Annotated in this window: 16 protein-coding genes and 3 tRNA genes; 11 read left to right on the forward strand and 8 right to left on the reverse strand. The window is 61.0% G+C overall.

Annotated features, from left to right (window positions below):
* Window positions 1–36 precede the first annotated feature (36 nt).
* A complete protein-coding gene (locus tag BM131_RS01310; protein ID WP_090184458.1) occupies window positions 37–2,433 on the reverse strand; it encodes an ATP-dependent helicase in 2,397 nt (798 codons plus the stop codon).
* 183 nt (window positions 2,434–2,616) lie between these two features.
* Between BM131_RS01310 and BM131_RS01315 the strand changes: the two genes are divergently transcribed.
* The 3 genes from BM131_RS01315 (at window position 2,617) to BM131_RS01325 (ending at window position 6,496) form a co-directional block, all read left to right on the forward strand.
* Window positions 2,617–6,057: a pyruvate carboxylase gene (locus BM131_RS01315; protein ID WP_090184638.1), complete on the forward strand. Its 3,441-nt coding sequence runs from the start codon at window positions 2,617–2,619 to the stop codon at window positions 6,055–6,057.
* A gap of 152 nt (window positions 6,058–6,209) precedes the next feature.
* A tRNA-Gly gene (locus BM131_RS01320) sits at window positions 6,210–6,284 on the forward strand.
* Window positions 6,285–6,421: 137 nt separating this feature from the next.
* Window positions 6,422–6,496: transfer RNA gene (locus BM131_RS01325), tRNA-Gly, on the forward strand.
* A gap of 47 nt (window positions 6,497–6,543) precedes the next feature.
* On the opposite strand, the gene BM131_RS01330 is transcribed toward BM131_RS01325, so the two are convergent.
* Window positions 6,544–6,783, reverse strand: a complete 240-nt coding sequence (locus BM131_RS01330) for an Lrp/AsnC ligand binding domain-containing protein (protein WP_090184460.1) — start codon at window positions 6,781–6,783, stop codon at window positions 6,544–6,546.
* A gap of 120 nt (window positions 6,784–6,903) precedes the next feature.
* Here BM131_RS01330 and hisB point away from each other — a divergent pair, with 120 nt between their 5' ends.
* The 4 genes from hisB (at window position 6,904) to BM131_RS01350 (ending at window position 9,683) form a co-directional block, all read left to right on the forward strand.
* On the forward strand, window positions 6,904–7,494 hold the full coding sequence (gene hisB / locus BM131_RS01335) for an imidazoleglycerol-phosphate dehydratase HisB (protein WP_090184463.1): 591 nt from the start codon (window positions 6,904–6,906) through the stop codon (window positions 7,492–7,494).
* Window positions 7,491–8,132, forward strand: a complete 642-nt coding sequence (gene hisH, locus BM131_RS01340) for an imidazole glycerol phosphate synthase subunit HisH (RefSeq protein ID WP_090184466.1) — start codon at window positions 7,491–7,493, stop codon at window positions 8,130–8,132. The genes hisB and hisH overlap by 4 nt, the downstream gene beginning before the upstream one ends.
* A 17-nt stretch (window positions 8,133–8,149) precedes the next feature.
* A complete protein-coding gene (locus BM131_RS01345; protein WP_090184469.1) occupies window positions 8,150–9,061 on the forward strand; it encodes a glutaminase in 912 nt (303 codons plus the stop codon).
* Window positions 9,062–9,176: 115 nt separating this feature from the next.
* Window positions 9,177–9,683, forward strand: a complete 507-nt coding sequence (locus BM131_RS01350) for a lytic transglycosylase domain-containing protein (RefSeq protein WP_372806217.1) — start codon at window positions 9,177–9,179, stop codon at window positions 9,681–9,683.
* A 67-nt stretch (window positions 9,684–9,750) separates the two neighbouring features.
* On the opposite strand, the gene BM131_RS01355 is transcribed toward BM131_RS01350, so the two are convergent.
* Window positions 9,751–10,140, reverse strand: a complete 390-nt coding sequence (locus BM131_RS01355; protein WP_090184473.1) for a DUF2147 domain-containing protein — start codon at window positions 10,138–10,140, stop codon at window positions 9,751–9,753.
* Window positions 10,141–10,278: 138 nt separating this feature from the next.
* Between BM131_RS01355 and hisA the strand changes: the two genes are divergently transcribed.
* Window positions 10,279–10,995 (forward strand): 1-(5-phosphoribosyl)-5-[(5-phosphoribosylamino)methylideneamino]imidazole-4-carboxamide isomerase, encoded by a 717-nt coding sequence (gene hisA / locus BM131_RS01360; protein WP_090184476.1) that lies wholly within the window; start codon window positions 10,279–10,281, stop codon window positions 10,993–10,995.
* Here the strand turns inward: hisA and BM131_RS01365 are convergent.
* Entirely contained in the window at window positions 10,992–11,438 is a 447-nt protein-coding gene (locus tag BM131_RS01365) for a DUF302 domain-containing protein (protein WP_090184479.1), read from the reverse strand. The two genes, hisA and BM131_RS01365, sit on opposite strands and share 4 nt — an antisense overlap.
* 93 nt (window positions 11,439–11,531) lie before the next feature.
* On the opposite strand from BM131_RS01365, the gene hisF reads away from it, so the two are divergent.
* Together hisF and BM131_RS01375 are read left to right on the forward strand one after the other, a co-directional pair.
* Window positions 11,532–12,293 (forward strand): imidazole glycerol phosphate synthase subunit HisF, encoded by a 762-nt coding sequence (gene hisF / locus BM131_RS01370; protein WP_090184482.1) that lies wholly within the window; start codon window positions 11,532–11,534, stop codon window positions 12,291–12,293.
* Window positions 12,290–12,601, forward strand: coding sequence for a phosphoribosyl-ATP diphosphatase (locus BM131_RS01375; protein WP_090184485.1), 312 nt, complete (start codon window positions 12,290–12,292; stop codon window positions 12,599–12,601). Before hisF ends, BM131_RS01375 begins: the two co-directional genes overlap by 4 nt.
* Before the next feature lie 174 nt (window positions 12,602–12,775).
* On the opposite strand, the gene BM131_RS01380 is transcribed toward BM131_RS01375, so the two are convergent.
* Entirely contained in the window at window positions 12,776–13,237 is a 462-nt protein-coding gene (locus tag BM131_RS01380; RefSeq protein WP_090184487.1) for a CoA-binding protein, read from the reverse strand.
* 167 nt (window positions 13,238–13,404) lie between these two features.
* Entirely contained in the window at window positions 13,405–14,184 is a 780-nt protein-coding gene (rlmB, locus tag BM131_RS01385) for a 23S rRNA (guanosine(2251)-2'-O)-methyltransferase RlmB (RefSeq protein WP_090184490.1), read from the reverse strand.
* 121 nt (window positions 14,185–14,305) lie between these two features.
* Between rlmB and BM131_RS20175 the strand changes: the two genes are divergently transcribed.
* Window positions 14,306–14,389, forward strand: a tRNA-Tyr gene (locus BM131_RS20175).
* A gap of 170 nt (window positions 14,390–14,559) precedes the next feature.
* Here the strand turns inward: BM131_RS20175 and BM131_RS01390 are convergent.
* Both BM131_RS01390 and BM131_RS01395 read right to left on the reverse strand, forming a co-directional pair.
* A complete protein-coding gene (locus BM131_RS01390; protein ID WP_090184493.1) occupies window positions 14,560–17,625 on the reverse strand; it encodes an efflux RND transporter permease subunit in 3,066 nt (1,021 codons plus the stop codon).
* A complete protein-coding gene (locus tag BM131_RS01395; RefSeq protein ID WP_090184496.1) occupies window positions 17,622–18,875 on the reverse strand; it encodes an efflux RND transporter periplasmic adaptor subunit in 1,254 nt (417 codons plus the stop codon). Before BM131_RS01395 ends, BM131_RS01390 begins: the two co-directional genes overlap by 4 nt.
* Between the last annotated feature and the right edge of the window lie 140 nt (window positions 18,876–19,015).

The following is a 19,015-nucleotide window of genomic DNA, read 5'->3' on the forward strand; positions in this document are numbered from 1 at the left end:
TTGGGCGGCAGCCCAAACAGCGCCGCACCGCCGTGATCAGAACGGCACGTCGTCGGCTGCGTCTGCGGCCACGATGAATTTAGCGACGACCTTCTTGGACCCCGCCTTGTCGAAAGCGATGTCCAGCTTGTCGCCCTCAATCCCCTCAATCACGCCGTAACCGAATTTCTGGTGAAACACCCGGTCGCCGGTCGTAAAAGCGCTGACCGCGCTCATATCGATGACCATATTGCGGGCCTCGACCGGCTGGGCCATGCCGCGTTGCTGGCCGCGTGCCTGCAACCGCCGCCAACCCGGCGAGTTATAGACGTTCGCGTCATGGGCCTTTTGATGCAGGTCCGACATGCTTTCTTCGCGCAGTTTGGGGCTCGCGCTGCCCGCCATCCCCGCCGCGCCGTAGCCGCCGCCGTAGAGCCCCGGCGGCGTCAGCACCTCGACGTGATCTTCTGGTAGCTCGTCGATAAAGCGGGACGGCAATGCGCTTTGCCACTGGCCGTAAACGCGCCGGTTCGCCGCAAAGGAAATCGTGCAAATCGCCTCGGCCCGCGTGATGCCGACATAGGCCAGCCTGCGTTCTTCCTCGAGCCCCTTCACACCGCTTTCGTCCATGCTGCGCTGGGACGGGAACAAACCATCCTCCCAGCCCGGCAGGAACACGGCGGGAAATTCCAGACCCTTGGCGGCGTGTAGGGTCATGATGCTGACCTTCTCGCCTTCTTGTTCTGTCTCGTTGTCCATGATCAGCGCGACGTGTTCCAAGAACCCTTGCAGGTTCTCGAAGTTATCCAGCGCCTTGACCAGTTCTTTCAAGTTCTCGAGCCGGCCCGGTGCCTCTGGCGTTTTGTCGTTTTGCCACATGCCGGTATAGCCGGATTCGTCCAAGATCATCTCGGCTAGTTCTTGATGCGTATCCGCCTCTGACCGGACTTGCGCGTGCCAGCGATCCAGACCGTCGACCAGTTGCGCCAGTTCTTTCAGGCCCTTACCGCCCAGCAGTTTGGCCTGCACCACGATCCGCGCGCCTTCGACAAGGCTGACGCCATTGGTCCGTGCGGCCTTTTGGATGGTCTGCACCGCCTTGTCCCCAAGGCCGCGTTTGGGGGTATTCACGATCCGCTCGAACGCCAGATCATCATCCTGCGATACCGCGAGCCGGAAATAGGCCATCGCGTCGCGGATTTCCAAACGCTCATAGAATCGCGGCCCGCCGATGACGCGGTAGGGCAGACCGATGGTCAGAAAGCGATCCTCAAAGGCGCGCATCTGGTGGCTGGCCCGTACCAGAATCGCCATGTGATCAAGGCTGACTTTTTCCAGCCCGCGCGTGCCGCGCTGCAGGGCCTCAATCTCTTCGCCGATCCAGCGGGCTTCTTCCTCGCCGTCCCAATGACCGATCAAGCGTACTTTTTCGCCGCCCGTCGCCTCGGTGAACAGGGTCTTGCCCAGCCGCCCCTTATTCCCGGCGATCACGCCAGAGGCGGCAGCCAGAATGTGTTCCGTAGACCGGTAGTTCTGTTCCAGTTTGACAACCGTCGCGCCGGGGAAATCCTGTTCAAACCGCAGAATGTTGCCGACTTCGGCGCCGCGCCAGCCATAGATCGACTGGTCGTCGTCGCCCACGCAGCAGATATTTTTATGCGCTGCCGCCAGCAGCCGCAGCCACAGGTATTGGGCAACGTTCGTGTCCTGATATTCGTCCACGAGGATATAGCGAAAGCGCCGCTGATACATTTCCAGCACGTCGGTATGCGTCTGAAAAATCGTGACCATATGCAGCAGCAGATCGCCGAAATCGCAGGCATTCAGGTCCAACAGACGGCGTTGATAGGCGGCGTAAAGGTCGACACCTTTTTGATCAAAGGCCCCTGCTTCGGCCAGCGGCACCTTATCAGGCGTCAGCGCCTTGTTTTTCCACCCGTCGATGATTCCGGCCAGCATGCGCGGCGGCCAGCGCTTTTCATCAATCCCGGCAGCAATGATCAGCTGTTTCATCAGCCGGATCTGGTCGTCTGTATCCAGAATCGTAAAGTTCGATTTCAGCCCGATCAGTTCCGCATGGCGGCGCAGCAGCTTGACGCAGATCGCGTGAAAGGTGCCCAGCCACGGCATCCCCTCGACCGTTTCGCCCATCAGGCGGCCGACGCGGTTCTTCATCTCTCTGGCGGCTTTGTTGGTGAAAGTCACCGCCAACACGTCTTGCGGGCGGGCCGTGCCCGTCACCAAAAGATGCGCGATTCGCGATGTCAGCGCCTTGGTTTTGCCAGTGCCAGCGCCCGCTAGCATCAACACAGGACCATTCAGCGCCATAACGGCGGCGCGCTGCGCGTCGTTCAGCCCCTCTAGATAAGGGCCGGCACTGCGTTGCGGCATGGCCCGCTGGCTAAGGGGGCGGGCGGCGGCCTCAAAGGCGTCGTCTTCGGAATAACTGCTCATGCCCTTAGGCATACGCCTGAACGCGGCGCAGATAAACCCCTGTTCACGATCCGTTCACATCACCGCGCGATCAATAAGCGGGCGATCTGCAAAGGGCACACACCCGCCAGCGCCTTTGCGCAACGGCTACTGGACATCCTTTCAGCAGCGCTTAACAATGCTGCAACTGCAAAAGGGATGACCATGGCCGACTTTGAAAAAATTCTAATCGCAAACCGCGGTGAAATCGCCATCCGCGTCATGCGTGCTGCAAACGAAATGGGCAAGAAAACCGTCGCGGTTTATGCCGAAGAGGACAAGCTGTCGCTGCACCGCTTTAAAGCGGACGAAGCCTACCGCATCGGCGAAGGCATGGGCCCCGTCGCGGCCTACCTGAGCATCGAAGAGATTATCCGCGTCGCCAAGGATTGCGGCGCTGACGCGATCCACCCCGGTTATGGCCTGCTGTCCGAGAACCCCGATTTCGTTGACGCCTGCACCGCGAACGGCATTACATTCATCGGCCCCAAAGCCGAAACCATGCGCCAGTTGGGCGACAAAGCCAGCGCGCGCCAAGTCGCGATCGACGCTGGCGTGCCGGTCATCCCCGCCACGCCCGTGCTGGGCGATGATATGGAGCTGATCAAAAAACAAGCGGCAGAGGTCGGCTATCCCTTGATGCTAAAGGCATCCTGGGGCGGCGGCGGGCGCGGGATGCGGGCGATCAACTCTGAAAAAGAGCTAGAGGAAAAAGTCCGCGAAGGCCGCCGCGAAGCCGAGGCCGCCTTTGGCAACGGCGAGGGTTATCTGGAAAAGATGATCATCAAGGCGCGTCACGTCGAGGTGCAGATCCTTGGCGACAACCAAGGCAACATCTATCACCTGTGGGAGCGTGACTGTTCCGTCCAGCGCCGCAACCAAAAGGTCGTGGAACGCGCCCCTGCCCCGTACCTGTCCAGCGCGCAGCGCGAGCAGATCTGTAATCTGGGCAAGAAAATCTGCCAGCACGTGAATTACGAATGTGCCGGCACCGTCGAATTCCTGATGGATATGGAAAACGGAGAGTTCTACTTCATCGAAGTGAACCCCCGCGTGCAGGTTGAGCACACCGTGACCGAAGAGGTCACCGGTATCGACATCGTCCGCGCCCAAATCCTAATCGCAGAAGGCAAATCACTGGTCGAGGCGACGGGCTGCGCGTCGCAGTATGACGTCAAGCTTGACGGTCACGCGCTGCAATGCCGGGTCACGACAGAAGACCCGCAAAACAACTTCATCCCCGATTACGGCCGCATCCAGATGTATCGCAGCGCCACTGGTCCGGGCATCCGCCTTGACGGCGGCACCGCTTATTCCGGCGCTGTGATCACACGGTATTACGACAGCCTGCTGACCAAGGTCACGGCCCGCGCGCCCACGCCTGAAATGGCGATTGCCCGCATGGACCGCGCCCTGCGCGAATTCCGTATTCGCGGCGTGTCGACGAACATCGCGTTTGTGGAAAACCTGCTGAAGCATCCGACGTTCCTGAACAACGAATACCACACCAAGTTCATTGACCAGACGCCAGAGCTGTTCGACTTCAAGCCGCGCCGCGACCGGGCGACGAAGATCCTGACCTATGTCGCTGATATCACTGTGAACGGTCACCCGGAAACTGCCGGCCGCCCGCGCCCTGCGGCGGATGTGAAGCTGCCGAAAGCGCCGGTCAAATCGCTGGAAAAGATGATCCCCGGCACGCGCCAAATTCTGGACGAGCAAGGCCCCAAGGCCGTCGCCCAGTGGATGAAAGACCAGCCGCAACTGCTGATCACCGACACCACGATGCGCGACGGGCACCAATCCTTGCTGGCGACGCGGATGCGGTCCATCGACATGGTCACGGTCGCCCCGACCTATGCCGCCAAGATGCATCAGCTGTTTTCGGTTGAATGCTGGGGCGGCGCAACCTTTGACGTCGCCTACCGCTTTTTGCAGGAATGCCCGTGGCAGCGTCTGCGCGATATTCGCGAAAAGATGCCGAACGTCATGACGCAGATGCTGCTGCGTGCATCGAACGGCGTCGGCTACACCAACTATCCTGATAACGTCGTGCAAAGCTTTGTCGCGCAGGCGGCAACGTCCGGCGTTGACGTGTTCCGCGTCTTCGACAGCCTGAACTGGGTCGAAAACATGCGCGTCGCCATGGATGCGGTGATCGAATCGAACAAGGTGCTAGAAGCGTCTATCTGCTATACCGGCGACATGCTGGACCCGGACCGCGCCAAGTATGACCTGAAATACTACGTCGCGATGGCCAAAGAGCTAGAGGCCGCAGGTGCCCACGTTCTGGGTCTGAAAGACATGGCTGGCCTGCTGAAAGCCCCAGCCGCAGCGCAACTGTTCAAAGCGCTCAAAGAAGAGGTCGGCCTGCCGATCCACTTCCACACGCACGATACATCTGGCGCTGCGATTTCCACCGTGCTAGCCGCATCGGCGGCGGGCGTTGATTGTATTGACGCCGCGATGGACAGCTTTTCGGGCAACACATCGCAGCCGACGCTGGGATCAATCGTCGAGGCGCTGCGCGGCACTGACCGCGATACGGGCCTTGATATCAAGGCGATCCGCGAGATCAGCAACTATTGGGAACAGGTCCGCGCGCATTATCTGGCGTTCGAATCTGGCCTGCAGGCCCCCGCGTCAGAGGTCTATCTGCACGAGATGCCCGGCGGCCAGTTCACCAACCTTAAGGCGCAGGCCCGCAGCCTTGGCCTAGAGGATCGCTGGCATGAGGTCGCCCAGACCTATGCCGATGTGAACCAGATGTTTGGTGATATCGTAAAGGTCACGCCATCGTCCAAGGTCGTTGGCGACATGGCCCTGATGATGGTGTCACAGAACCTGACCCGGTCGCAGGTCGAGGACCCTAAGGTTGACGTGTCCTTCCCGGATTCGGTGATCGATATGATGAAGGGCAGCCTGGGCCAACCGCCGGGCGGCTGGCCTGCGGGCATTCAGAAAAAGGTGCTTAAGGGCGAAAAGCCGAACCTTGATCGCCCCGGCAAGCACCTGAAGCCTGTCGATCTGGCCGTTGTGAAGGCAGAGTTGACCGAGAAAGTCGGACATGAGGTCGATGGCGAGGATCTGAACGGATATCTGATGTATCCCAAGGTCTTTACCGATTACGCCGCACGCCACGATATCTATGGCCCGGTGCGGACGCTGCCGACCAAGACCTTCTTTTACGGGATGGAACCCGGCGAGGAAATCAGCGCCGAAATCGACCCCGGCAAAACGCTGGAAGTACGTATGCAGGCCGTGTCCGACATGAATGAGGACGGCGAGGTGAAGGTGTTCTTTGAATTGAACGGCCAGCCCCGCACCATCCGTGTGCTCAACCGTCTGGCCGCTGCCGACCGCGTGCAGAACCGCAAGGCAGAGCTGGGCAACCCCAACCACATCGGCGCGCCAATGCCCGGTGTTGTGGCCACTGTCGCTGCTGTTGTCGGTGCAAAGGTCAAAGAAGGCGATTTGCTGCTGACGATTGAAGCGATGAAAATGGAGACCGGCATCCACGCCGACCGCGACGCTGTGATCAAGGCCGTGTTGGTTGGCGCTGGTAGCCAGATCGACGCCAAAGATCTGCTGATCGAGCTGGAATGAGTTAATCCGCCCCCTGATGGGGGCGGATGCCTCCGGCGGGAGTATTTGGGGCAAGATGAAGACTGTGGCCCGGATAAGAAATTACGGTTTCGGGGCACATTTCCTCTTGCGGCGGGCGTGCAGTGTTTATAGATCACGCCTACCGACGGGACGCGGGCGTAGCTCAGGGGTAGAGCATAACCTTGCCAAGGTTAGGGTCGAGAGTTCGAATCTCTTCGCCCGCTCCAGTCGGTCAAAACGAAAAGGGTCGCCCTGTTGGGCGGCCCTTTCGCGTTTCAGGGTCTTGAAAAATCTTGCAGATTTTTGTGCGATTGCCCCTTGCGACTGCCGCGCGGCTTTTGTAAATCCCCACTCACCGACGGACGCGGGCGTAGCTCAGGGGTAGAGCATAACCTTGCCAAGGTTAGGGTCGAGAGTTCGAATCTCTTCGCCCGCTCCATCGGTCAAAACGAAAAGGGCCGCCCTGTTGGGCGGCCCTTTCGCGTTTCAGAACGCTTTAAAGGTGAGCGTTGTCAGGGTGCGTTCGATCCCTTTGATGCCAGCGACGCTTTCGTTGATGAAATGGCCGACGTCACGATCTGTTGGCACGTAGGCCTTCATCAGCAGGTCGAAATCGCCGCTGGTGGAATAAAGCTCTGAATGGATTTCGCGCAGGGCAATGGCGTCGGCGACATCGTAGGTGGTGCCGGGGGTGCAGCGAATCTGGACGAAAACGCAGGTGGTCATAGGCTTGGCCTTTCTTTGGAGTTGCGCCGAACTTGCACCACAGGGGCGCGGCGCGCAATCGGTGCCTTGGCGCAGGCCCCGCCCCTGCCTATAAGGCCCCAAGACATAAGGGAGACGCCGATGCGCACCGCCACTATCACCCGCCAGACCGCCGAGACGCAGATCAGCGTCACGCTGAATTTGGACGGCACCGGAGTTTACGACAACCAGACCGGTATTGGTTTTTTCGACCACATGCTGGACCAGCTGTCACGTCACGCGCTGATCGACATGACCATCCGCACGTCAGGCGATCTGCACATCGACGACCACCACACGGTCGAGGATACGGGCATCGCCATCGGGCAGGCGCTTGTGCAGGCGCTGGGTGATAAGCGCGGCATCAACCGCTACGCCGATTGCCACCTTGCAATGGACGACGCGCAGGTGCGCTGTGCGCTGGATCTGTCGGGACGCCCCTATTTGATCTGCAATCTGGATCTGCCGTTTGGCAAGATCGGGCCCAGCTTTGACACAGAGCTGGTGCGCGAATTCTTTCAGGCGCTGTCCACCCATGGCGGCATCACGCTGCACATCGATCGGCTGCACGGCTTTAACGCCCACCACATTACCGAGGCGGCGTTCAAATCCGTTGCCCGCGCGTTGCGCATGGCGATCGAAGTTGATCCGCGCAAAGCTGACGCCATTCCATCGACCAAGGGTAGCCTGTGACCACCACCGTTCTGATTGACTACGACAGCGGCAATCTGCACTCGGCGCAAAAAGCGTTCGAGCGGATGGCGCGGGAAACGGACGCCGGGCAGATCGTTGTGACGGGCGATCCTGATGCCGTGGCTAAGGCGGACCGCATTGTGTTGCCGGGCGACGGGGCCTTTCCCCATTGCCGCAATTCACTGTTCGAGCATGGCGCGCTGGCCGAGGCCTTGACCCAGGCAGTAGAGCAGCGCGGCGTGCCCTTTATGGGGATTTGTGTCGGGATGCAGATGCTGGCCAGCACCGGATTCGAGTACGAATCGGTGCAGGGTCTTGGCTGGATCCCCGGTGAAATCCGCCGCATTACCCCAGCCGATCCCGCGCTAAAGATCCCGCATATGGGCTGGAACGATCTGGTTATTGACCAGCCGCATCCGGTGCTGGCGGGGCTGGCGACGGGTGATCACGCGTATTTCGTGCACTCTTATGCGATGCAGGTCACGGACCCCGCGCATTTGCTGGCGCATGTCGATTATGCGGGCGATGTGACGGCCATTGTTGGCCGCGACAACATCGTCGGCACGCAGTTCCATCCAGAGAAAAGCCAAGATGCCGGTCTGCGCCTGATCGCCAACTTTCTGAACTGGAAACCCTGACCCAAAGGACCGCTGCCATGGATATCGCTGCGATCCTGGACGACATCGGCGCAGCCATGGCCCGCGCGCCGGACCGGGGCCGCGTGGCCAGCTATATCCCAGAGCTTGCGGGCGTTGACCCCGGCCGTTTTGGTATGGCGGTCGCCCTGCCCGACGGCCGGATGTTCAGCACCGGTGACGCGGCGGCGGCGTTTTCGATCCAAAGCATCAGCAAAGTCTTTACCCTCGCGCTGGCGCTGGGGCGTATGGGCGATCAGTTTTGGACCCGCGTCGGGCGCGAACCGTCGGGGCAAGCCTTTAACTCTATCCTGCAGCTGGAACATGAAGGCGGCATTCCCCGTAATCCGTTTATCAACGCGGGTGCCATCGCGACCACTGATGCCGCGCTGGCGGGCCACGCACCGCGCGAGTTTCTGGGCGAATTGCTGCGTTTCATCCGCACCGCGGCGGGCGACGAATCAATCCATATCAACGAAAAAGTCGCCGCGTCAGAGCAAGCGACCGGCGATCTGAACCGGTCGCTTGCCTATTTCATGGCCGCCCACGGCAATATGGTGAACCCTGTTGAACAAACCTTGGGGGCCTATTTCCATCAATGCGCGGTCGAAATGTCCTGCATCCAGCTTGCGAAAGCGGCGCTATTCCTGACCGGAACCGAAGGCGCGCCGCGGCTGGTATCCCCTGCCCGCCGGCGGCGGATCAATGCGATGATGATGCTGTGCGGGCATTACGACGCCTCTGGCGATTTTGCCTACCGCGTTGGTTTGCCCGGGAAAAGCGGTGTGGGCGGCGGCATCATGGTCGTGGCCCCGGCCAAGGCAGGGATTGCGGTATGGTCGCCGGGTTTGAACGCGCAGGGCAATTCCAAGCTGGGCACTGACGCTGTCGAAATGTTTGCCCGCGCGACGGGCTGGTCGGTTTTTGACTAAGCGCCAAATCGCACCGCCTGCGGCAACAATCTGCCGACGGATTATCGCATTGTTTACCAATGACGCGGCGGCAGGCTAAGCCCGTCCTTAGGGACAACATCAACAGGCCAAAAAAATGCTTAAGCTACTGCGCGGCACATGCGCGATGATGACTTTGGTGGGCCTGTCGGCCTGCATGAATTCCACCGCGACACCGCCAGACGCTATGTCTTTTATGGGCACCGCACCGCAGATGGAATCGACGATCCCAATGCACCCGAACGAGACGCGCGAGCTGCGCGCCCTGATCCGGAAATACGCCGACATCTATGATATCCCCGAAAGCCTGCTGCACCGCGTGATTATCCGCGAAAGCACCCATAACCCGGGTGCCCGCAATGGCCCGTATTATGGCCTAATGCAGATCCTGCCCGCAACAGCGCGCAGCATGGGGTTCAAGGGCGGTAACGCTGATCTGCTCGATGCGGAAACCAACCTGAAATATGCGGGTAAATATCTGCGCGGGGCGTGGATGCTGTCCGACGGGTCGGAAGCGACGGCCGTAAAGTGGTACAGCCAAGGCTACTACTACGAGGCCAAGCGCCGTGGCATGTTGGTCGCAACGGGCCTGCGCAAGGCGTAACCTTTTTCGCGTTTTTGCCTAAGAAACACGCCGGTGCAGCAATGCCCCGGCGTGTTTTGTTTTCAGCTTACTGGATGCGCGCCCAGTTCTGGCTGGCGCACAGCAGACCGCCAGCAACGCAACCCTGCAGGCGCAGCGCATTGCCGTTCACTTGCATCTTGCCGACATAGGTCTTGCCATTGGACGGGCGGTACACCTGCCCGCCGTATGTGCCGTCGCCGTTCGCTGCCATGTTGATCACGATCTGGCGGCCAATGTTTTCAGACTGATAAGGTGCGCCGTCAGCCTTGTAGGTGTTGGTGATCGTGCCGCAGACGGCCGCGCCGCAGGGCGACATCGTGACATAGGCGAATGCGCCGTCGTCAACTTCGGTCTGCCAGACGCCGACTGCGGCGTCCTGTGCGGATGCCGCTGTGGCAAAGGTTGCGGCCACAAGAGCTGCGATAAGGTGTTTCATATTGGGTCTCCTCCCCGATTGAACTGCGCTACCTTGCAAGGCGCGCGCGATTCCACGCAAGACTGACGCCACGTCGGTTGCCTTTTCATTAAGATCGCCGCAAAACGCAGCGAACTGATGCGCCTTAAGGAGCCTGCCATGATCCTCTATCCCGCGATTGACCTGAAAGACGGCCAGGCCGTGCGCCTTGTGCATGGCGAAATGGATCAGGCCACGGTGTTCAACGACGATCCGGCTGCGCAGGCGCAGGAATTTGTCGATGCGGGCTGCCAGTGGCTGCACTTGGTTGACCTGAACGGTGCCTTTGCCGGCACCCCCGTCAACGCCGCCCCGGTCGAGGCGATCCTGAAGCGCTGCAAGGTTCCTGCCCAGCTGGGCGGCGGGATTCGCGATATGGCGACGATCGAACGCTGGCTTGATTTGGGCCTTGCCCGCGTGATCCTTGGCACCGTCGCTGTCGAAAATCCCGATCTGGTGCGCCAAGCCGCCAAGGCGTTCCCCGGCCAAGTCGCCGTCGGCCTAGATGCCCGCAATGGCCGCGTCGCCACCCGCGGCTGGGCCGAGGAAACCGACGTCATGGTCACCGATCTTGCGAAATCCTTCGAGGACGCAGGCATTGCCGCGATCATCTACACCGACATCCTGCGCGATGGCGCGATGAAGGGTCCCAACATCGACGCCACAGCCGATTTGGCCCGCGCCGTCGACATCCCGGTCATCGCCTCTGGCGGCGTGTCGTCGCTAGCGGATTTAACCGCGCTGCGCGACACGGGCGTCATCTCTGGCGCGATCTCGGGCCGCGCGCTTTACGATGGGGCTATCGATCTGCGCGCGGCGATGGATTTGCTGGCTTAATTCGCGGCCTTTTCGGTCAACATATCCAGCGCGCCGGCCATTTTCGCGGCATATTCCGCATCTGCGGGGATGTTCAAACCGTCGAACATGTCCGGCACCGCCTCATATGCAATCAGCGTCTGGCCGTCCTTCTCGTAGACTAGCACTTTGAGCGGCAGAACAAGCCCGGCCAGACCGTCGGCCTGCAGCGCGGGCGTACCAAGCTGCGGGTTGCCAAAGATCAGCAGTTCCATCGGCATCAGTTCCATATCGACGCTGGCCGCACCGGTTGCATGATCGACGCGGGCAAAAACGGTAGCGCCTGCGTCGGTCACAGCCGTCTCTAGCGCGTTCATTGCGTCATACACGGTGCGATCTGTCGTTTTGGTGATGACCTCGGCAGACGCCGGGGCGGCCAAAGCGGGCAAGGCCAGCGCGGCGGCGGCAAGTGTTGTGCGAATCATGGATAGGTCCTTTGTGATGTGACCATAGTCTAACCTTAAAATCCCGGTCAGGTTCCCCTTCCCCTGCCCGGCGCTGCGCGGTATCACGCCCATATGCTGAAAACCCGGATCATCCCCTGCCTTGATGTCGCCAACGGACGCGTTGTCAAAGGTGTGAATTTCGTCGGTCTGCGCGATGCGGGTGACCCCGTCGACGCGGCCATCGCCTATAACGCGGCTGGCGCGGACGAGCTTTGCTTTCTCGACATCATGGCCACCGAAGAAAATCGCGGCACCATGTTCGAACTTGCCACCCGTACAGCCGAGGCGTGCTTTATGCCGCTGACCATCGGCGGCGGCGTGCGCACCCACCACGACGTGCGCGCCCTGCTGCTGGCGGGGGCGGACAAGGTCAGCTTTAACTCTGCCGCCGTCACCAACCCCGATGTCGTGACAGAGGCCGCGCTGCGCTTTGGCAGCCAGTGCATCGTCGTGGCCATCGACGCCAAAACCGTGGCCCCCGGCCGGTGGGAAATCTTCACCCATGGCGGGCGCCGCGCGACAGGCATCGATGCTGTGGAATTCGCCCGCACCGTGGTGGAAAAAGGCGCAGGTGAAATTCTGCTGACCGCGATGGACAACGACGGCGTTAAGACGGGATACAACATCCCCCTGACCCGCGCTGTCAGCGATGCGGTCAACGTCCCTGTCATCGCCTCTGGCGGGGCCGGCACGCTGGATCACCTTGTCGAAGGCGTCACCGAAGGCCACGCCAGCGCCGTGCTGGCCGCGTCGATCTTTCACTTCGGCACCTACACAATACCGCAGGCCAAACAGCATATGGCCGACGCGGGCATCCCCATGAGGCTGTCATGACCCTTGATGATCTGGCCGCAACGATTGCCGCTCGCAAAGGCGCTGACCCGGATACCAGCTGGACCGCAAAACTGCTGGCCAAAGGCCCCGCGAAATGCGCCGAAAAATTCGGTGAAGAATCAATCGAGGCCATCATCGAGGCCGTGCGCGGCGACAAAGCGGCGCTGACGTCAGAGGCTGCAGATACCCTCTATCACCTGCTCGTCATGCTGACCGCCTGCGACGTGCCCCTGTCCGACGTGATGGATGAACTCGCCCGCCGCCAAGGCACCTCCGGCATCGCTGAAAAAGCGGCCCGCCAGCCCTAAAAGCCGTCCCTTTCTTCTCGCCTCAAATATTCCGGGGTCCGGGGCTGGCCCGGGTCAACACTTCCGCCTGCGGCGCCCTAAAGTGGCCCCTTCTTCTGGTCATAAATACCTCGGAGGTCTGGAGGCAGAGCCTCCAGCTGGCCCGGCACGGGCCACCGCGTCAAATGACGCACCTTACAGCTTTGACGAAATCACGCCCGTATTGAATCCGCCCATCCGCAGCTCGCCGAAAAGCCGCTGATATTCGATCTTCGGGCAGCGGTCTTGCACCACCGTGACACCGCGCGCAGTCGCGACCGCCGCTGCCGCGTCATGATGCACCCCAAGCTGCAGCCAGATCACATCCAGCTGCGGCCAGCGGGCTAGCGCCTCATCCACGATACCGGGCACCGCGTCGGACCTGCGAAAAACATCGACCATATCCACGTCCCCCGGCACCTCGGGCAAGCTGCCGTAAACCCGCTCGCCCAGCAAATCCTGCCCTGCAAGTCCCGGATTGACCGGCACAATCGTAAAGCCCTTCAGCTTAAGATAGCGCGCTACGAAATAGCTGGGGCGGACCGGATTGGCGGACACCCCCAATATGGCGATCCGCTTGACGCGGGTCAGAATGGATTTCAGCTCTGCATCTGTCATAGCGCCATCATCAGGGCAAAAAAACGCCCGGGTCAAGCCCGGGCGTAAAGGTGTGGAACGAGGGACAGTCAAAGGCGCGGATCGGTTCCAGTGATCCGCTCTGACCCCTTACATGGGGGCAAAATCAGCCGCCCCAAGTCCCGCTCGCCAAAGTGTGAACTGCCGGCTTAGTCGCCCTTGCTGGCATAAAGCGCCACAGCAGCCGCGTTGGACACGTTCAGCGAACCAAAACCGCCCGCCGCACCAATGCGCACCACGGCATCGCAGGTCTCCATGCTTTTTTCGCGCAGGCCGGGGCCTTCAGCGCCCATGACCAGCGCCACGGGGCGGTCATGCTTGCCAACAAGCGCCTCGCCAATCGTCTGCTCGGCCTCGCCGTCCAGACCCAGCACGATATAGCCCATGTCCTGCAGTTGCGTCATCGCATCCGCCAGATTACGCACCCGCAGATAAGGCTGACGTTCCAGCGCGCCAGAGGCGGTCTTGGCCAGTGCGCCCGTCTCGGGCGCAGCATGGCGCTGCACGGCGACAACGGCGCGCGCGCCGAACACTTCGGCAGAGCGCAGAATCGCGCCGACGTTATGCGGATCGGTCACCCGGTCCAAAAGCACGATGCGCGGCGGCTGTGGGCCGTCACCCAGCGCGATATCCTGCAAGCTGCCCCAATCCAGCGGCTTAACCTCCATCGCGGCCCCTTGGTGGACGGACTGCGGGTCAATGGGGGCGGCGAATTTGCGCGGATCGCTGATCTCTGGCTCGATCCCCGCTTCGGCCACGGCGTCGGCCAACTTATCCAGCGCATTGCGCGTCACGACCAGACGCAGCTTTTCCCGCTTGGGGTTCAGCAACGCATCGCGCACGGCATGCAGGCCAAACAGCCAGATCGTCTCTGCTGAGGCCAGCCGCTTGGCCTGTTCTTTTTCGATCACCCACTTCGGCTTTTGCATCTTCACGCTCCTGACTGTTGGCCCCCCGATACAGGGAATCGCAGCGAGTGTGAAGCAAGCGCACAAAGGTGCTTTTTTGCGGTTGACGGCCCCATGGGGCAAGGTTATCTCGACCGCAAGTGGGCGACAGGCCGCAAGGTGTGGCAGGAGACTGTAACTCTCTCGCGGAGACGCACGCCTGGTTCGATTCCAGGGTCGCCCACCATTTTACCGCGAGACAGTCTTGATCGAAGCATACGATTTTCCGCTGGAAAATGATGCTTCGTTATTTCGCGAAATCATACACATCACTGCGCTGGTCGATTTGTTGATTAACAGATGGCATGCCCCTTTTTGACACAAAAAAAGGGGCTGCATGACACAGCCCCTTTATCGTTACTCAGCCGGCGCATCCTGCGGCTTGTTGACGTTCAAGCCGCGCATCAACAGCCGGGACACCCTGCTGCGCCCGCCGTCGATCACTGAAAACAGCGACGGGATAAAAATGAGCGATAGCAGCGTCGACAGCAGCAAGCCGCCAATCACCGCAACCGCCATCGGAGAGCGGAATTCGCCCCCTGCCCCAAACGCCAGTGCCGACGGCACCATGCCTGCGGCCATCGCGATGGTGGTCATGACAATCGGCCGTGCTCGTTTGTGACCTGCATCCATCATGCCTTCGGTCCGGGTTGCCCCTGCCTTCATCGCCTCTAGCGCGAATTCGACCAGCATGATCGCGTTTTTGGTGACGATTCCCATCAACATCAAGAAGCCGATGATCACCGACAGGCCAATCGCCGATCCGGTCAGATACAGCGCCAGAATCGCCCCGCCGATGGCCAAGGGGAGTGACATCAGGATGGTAAATGGCGTCACAAAGCTGCCGAACAGCAGCACCAGCACAACATAGACGAGCATCACGCCCGCCCCCATCGCCGTGCCAAAGGATGCAAAGACTTCGCCCTGCACCTCGGCGTCGCCGGTGGGCTGCACGCGCACGCCCGTCGGCAGATCGAACCCGGCGGCGGGCAGCGCAAAGATGCTGCCTGTCGCCTGCCCCAGCACCGCACCGTCAGCGAGGTCGGCCTGCAGGGTGATCCGTGTTTCGCGGTCATAGCGTTCGATGGACGACGGGCCGTTGGCCAGCGTCACGTCCGCGACAACCGACAGCGGCACGGGCGCGCCTGCCTGCGTGGGGATACGCTGGCTGGTCAGCAGTTCCAGATTGCGGCGGCTGTCTTCGGCGATGCGCACAACGATCGGAATTTGACGCCCATCAATGCTGAACTTCGCCAGATTCGCATCCGTATCACCGATGGTCAGCACCCGAATGGTCGAGGCGAGGTCGGACGCGGTAATGCCCAGTTCTGCCGCGATTTGCGGACGCGGGGTGATGCGCAGTTCTGGCCGTTCCAAGCTGGCCGCGTTGGTGATGTTTTTGATGGTCGCGACGCCGGACATCTGGCTGGCCAATTCCTGCGCGGCCTGTGTGACCGTTTCCAAATCATCGCCCAGCACGGCGACATTCACGGCCCTTTCACCATTTGCCGCCAGCATGTTGATTCGTGCATCGGGAATATCGGCAAGGCGGGCGACCAGATCGTCCTCGATATCGAACTGACTGCGTTCGCGCGTGTCTTTCGCCCCGAGTGTGACCGTGACATTGGCTTTGGCCACATTGCCACCCGCGCCGCCCTGCACCAGCACATTTTGCACTTCTGCGATATCCTGGGCACGGCTTGCGATTTCGTTGGTGATCGTGCGGGTTTCGGCCAACGTCCCGCCCGGTGGCAGCTCTACACTGACTTGCAAACGGCCCTCGTCTGCCTCTGGGATAAACTCGGACGGCAGCAGGGTCGCGGAATAGATAGAGCCCGCGAAAATCCCAAGGCCAAGGATCATCGTGATCAGGCGATGATGCAGCGTCCACGTCAGCAGGCGCATATAGCCGCGCATGATAAAGCCGTCTTTTTCCGCCACGTGGTTCGGCGCATCCTTTAGGATATAGGCCGCCATCATCGGCGTAATCAGGCGCGCGACAAGCAGGGAAAACAGCACAGCAACCGCGACGGTCAGGCCGAACTGTTTGAAATACTGCCCCGCGATGCCAGACATAAAGCTGACGGGCGCAAAGACGGCGACGATGGTAAAGCTAATCGCGATCACGGTCAGGCCGATCTCTCCGGCGGCTTCTTCGGTCGCCTCATAGGCGGGTTTGCCCATGTGGATATGGCGGACGATATTCTCGATCTCGACAATCGCGTCGTCCACCAAGATGCCTGTCACCAGCGTGATCCCTAGCAAAGACACGGTGTTGAGCGAGAAGCCCAGCATCTGCATGACAAAGAACGTCGGGATGATCGACAGCGGCAAGGCCACGGCGGTGATCAGGGTGGCGCGCCAGTTTTTCAGGAACAGGAACACCACGATGATCGCCAGCGCGGCACCCTCATAAAGGGTTTCCATTGCCGAATGATAGTTGCCAGCGGTGTATTCGGTGGCATCGTCGATCAGCGTGATTTCAACGCCGGGATAGGCGGCGCGCACCTCGTCCAGCCGTTCGATCACGCGCTCTGCCACGGACAGGTCCGACGCACCCGTTGCACGGAACACGCCAAAGGCCACGACGGGCTGCCCGTCGAGGGTCGCAAAGCTGCGCGCCTCTGACGGGCCGTCGATGACTTCGCCCACGTCAGACAGGCGGATCGTACGGCCATCCGCCAACGACAACGGCGTGGCGGCAAGTTGTTCAATGGTGTCCGCGCCGCCAAGGGCGCGGATGGAAAATTCCTGCCCGCCGATATCGCCGCGGCCACCGCCAAGGTCGATATTGGTCGCCGACAATTGACGGCTGATCGACGCGGCAGAGATACCAAAGGCGAGCAATCGCTGGGGATCAAGCTCTACCTTGATCTCTCGGTCGGCGCCGCCAAGGCGGGTGATTTTACCAAGTCCGGTGACGCCCTGCAGTTCGCGGTTCAAGACCTCGTCCACGAAATAGGACAGGTCTTCGATGCTGCGGCTGGGGTCGGCGACGGCATAGGTCATGATCGCCTGCCCCGTCACATCCAGCCGCTGCACCAGCGGCTCGGATATGCTGTCGGGAAGTTCGGCCCGCACGCGCGTCACGGCGTCTTTGACGTCATTGAGCGCGCGGTCGCTGTCGGTCGACAGTTCGAATTCGACGGTGGTCACGCTGCTGCTGTCCGTCGCAACAGATGTGATATGTTTGACGCCCGTGATCGCAGAAATGCTGTCTTCAATCGGTTTGGTGACCTGAGAAATCAGTTCTGACGGGGCGGCACCGGCCTGCCCGACGCTGACGTTGATGATCGGCACGTCGATATTGGGGAATTGCGTGACCGGCAGGCTGCGAAACGCGAATAGGCCAACGATGACCAAGACCAGAAAGGCGGCGATCGACGGAACGGGGTTCCGGATCGCCCAGGTGGACATATTCATTCGGAAACCTCTGCGCTGTCGGTTGTGGGCGGCGCATTTGCGGCCAGCGGGGCAACGGGCGTCACCTTATCCCCGGTCCGAAAGAACGCACCGGCGCGCAGCAGCACGCTGTCGCCCTCCACCAAGCCTTGCGTGATTTCGCGCAGACCGGCTGACACAACGCCAAGCGACACGCTGGTTTGTTCAACCGTGTTGTCGACGACCTTTTGCACGACACTGTCGCCGCCCGTTGTGGTGACAGCGGACACGGGCACGGTCAGCGCCAAACGCTGCGCCGTCTGGATGGCAGCGCTGGCAAAGATACCTGCACGCAGACCGGATTGATCGTCGACGGACACGCGCACAGTACCAAGCCGGCTGACCGGGTCGACCTGCGGGCTGATGCGGCGCACGATCCCGCTGCGCGGCGGCAGGCCTGCGACCTGCACGCTGGCGGCGTTGCCGACGCTGATCTTAACCAGATCGGTTTCGACGATCTGAAACTCAGCCTCGATCACACCGTCGCGGATCATGTCGAACATCGCAGTGCCAGCGGACGACAAATCCCCCAAACGCGCAGAGCGGTCTGCAATGATGCCGTCCACAGGCGCGGTCACCGTGGCCCAAGACAGATTGAGCGCTGCAATATCACGGGCTGCCATCGCTTGCGCCATTTGCGCATTGCCTGCCGCAATTGCAGCCTGCGCTGTTTGAATAGTTGCATTTGCGCTGTCGGCGGTGGCCTGCGCCTGATCCAACGCGGACTGCGACACAGCGCCATCCCGGCGCAGCTGCGTGTTGCGCTCCAACGCCGTTGTCGCCTGCTTGGCCGTCGCATTGGCCGAGGCAAGCTGCCCTTCGCCCTGCGCAATCGTCGCCTGCGCGGCGGCAAGGTTGGCATCGGCTTGCGCCAGTTGCGCGGTCAGGGTCTGATCGTTCAGCCGGGCCAAAATATCGCCCTGTTTGACTGTATCGCCAACATCGGCCAGCAATTCGACGATTTCCGTGCCGGACACGCGGGCCGATACGACAACGTCTTCACGCGCCAGCAGATTGCCCGATGCGCTGACGATCTGCGTCACCTGCGTTTGCTGGACGGGTACGACAGTGACCGACGGCGGCGCGACGCTGGCCGCGGTATCCTGCGGGGCCGCGGCGGTGTCTTGCGCCATCGCGGGCAGGCCCGTCAGGCAAAGCGCGGCCACCATAGCAAGGCACGTCCCCGCTGGGCGCAGGGACAACAGCGGCAGTTGGACAGCGTTATTTTTCATCGCGAGAGGCCCTTTAATACGTCAAGGGCCAGTCAGCACTGCCATCGGCAATGCAAAGGATCGCGCCCAGATTGAATTTCTTGTGTCAATGATCTGACGGCAGCGCGGCGCTAAAGCAAGTGCGCAGAATATCACAGCCG

The sequence above is a fragment of the Loktanella salsilacus genome, from assembly GCF_900114485.1.
Classification (GTDB): Bacteria; Pseudomonadota; Alphaproteobacteria; order Rhodobacterales; family Rhodobacteraceae; genus Loktanella; species Loktanella salsilacus.

Bases quoted from the DNA above. Each gene is read 5' to 3' on its own strand.
- BM131_RS01380 (WP_090184487.1), bottom strand. From the start codon at position 13,237: ATGACAGATGCAGAGCTGAAATCCATTCTGACCCGCGTCAAGCGGATC.
- BM131_RS01365 (WP_090184479.1), bottom strand. From the start codon at position 11,438: ATGATTCGCACAACACTTGCCGCCGCCGCGCTGGCCTTGCCCGCTTTG.
- hisA (WP_090184476.1), top strand. From the start codon at position 10,279: ATGATCCTCTATCCCGCGATTGACCTGAAAGACGGCCAGGCCGTGCGC.
- rlmB (WP_090184490.1), bottom strand. From the start codon at position 14,184: ATGCAAAAGCCGAAGTGGGTGATCGAAAAAGAACAGGCCAAGCGGCTG.
- BM131_RS01330 (WP_090184460.1), bottom strand. From the start codon at position 6,783: ATGACCACCTGCGTTTTCGTCCAGATTCGCTGCACCCCCGGCACCACC.
- BM131_RS01395 (WP_090184496.1), bottom strand. From the start codon at position 18,875: ATGAAAAATAACGCTGTCCAACTGCCGCTGTTGTCCCTGCGCCCAGCG.
- BM131_RS01315 (WP_090184638.1), top strand. From the start codon at position 2,617: ATGGCCGACTTTGAAAAAATTCTAATCGCAAACCGCGGTGAAATCGCC.
- BM131_RS01355 (WP_090184473.1), bottom strand. From the start codon at position 10,140: ATGAAACACCTTATCGCAGCTCTTGTGGCCGCAACCTTTGCCACAGCG.
- BM131_RS01350 (WP_372806217.1), top strand. From the start codon at position 9,177: ATGCTTAAGCTACTGCGCGGCACATGCGCGATGATGACTTTGGTGGGC.
- hisB (WP_090184463.1), top strand. From the start codon at position 6,904: ATGCGCACCGCCACTATCACCCGCCAGACCGCCGAGACGCAGATCAGC.
- BM131_RS01310 (WP_090184458.1), bottom strand. From the start codon at position 2,433: ATGAGCAGTTATTCCGAAGACGACGCCTTTGAGGCCGCCGCCCGCCCC.
- BM131_RS01375 (WP_090184485.1), top strand. From the start codon at position 12,290: ATGACCCTTGATGATCTGGCCGCAACGATTGCCGCTCGCAAAGGCGCT.
- hisF (WP_090184482.1), top strand. From the start codon at position 11,532: ATGCTGAAAACCCGGATCATCCCCTGCCTTGATGTCGCCAACGGACGC.
- BM131_RS01345 (WP_090184469.1), top strand. From the start codon at position 8,150: ATGGATATCGCTGCGATCCTGGACGACATCGGCGCAGCCATGGCCCGC.
- BM131_RS01390 (WP_090184493.1), bottom strand. From the start codon at position 17,625: ATGAATATGTCCACCTGGGCGATCCGGAACCCCGTTCCGTCGATCGCC.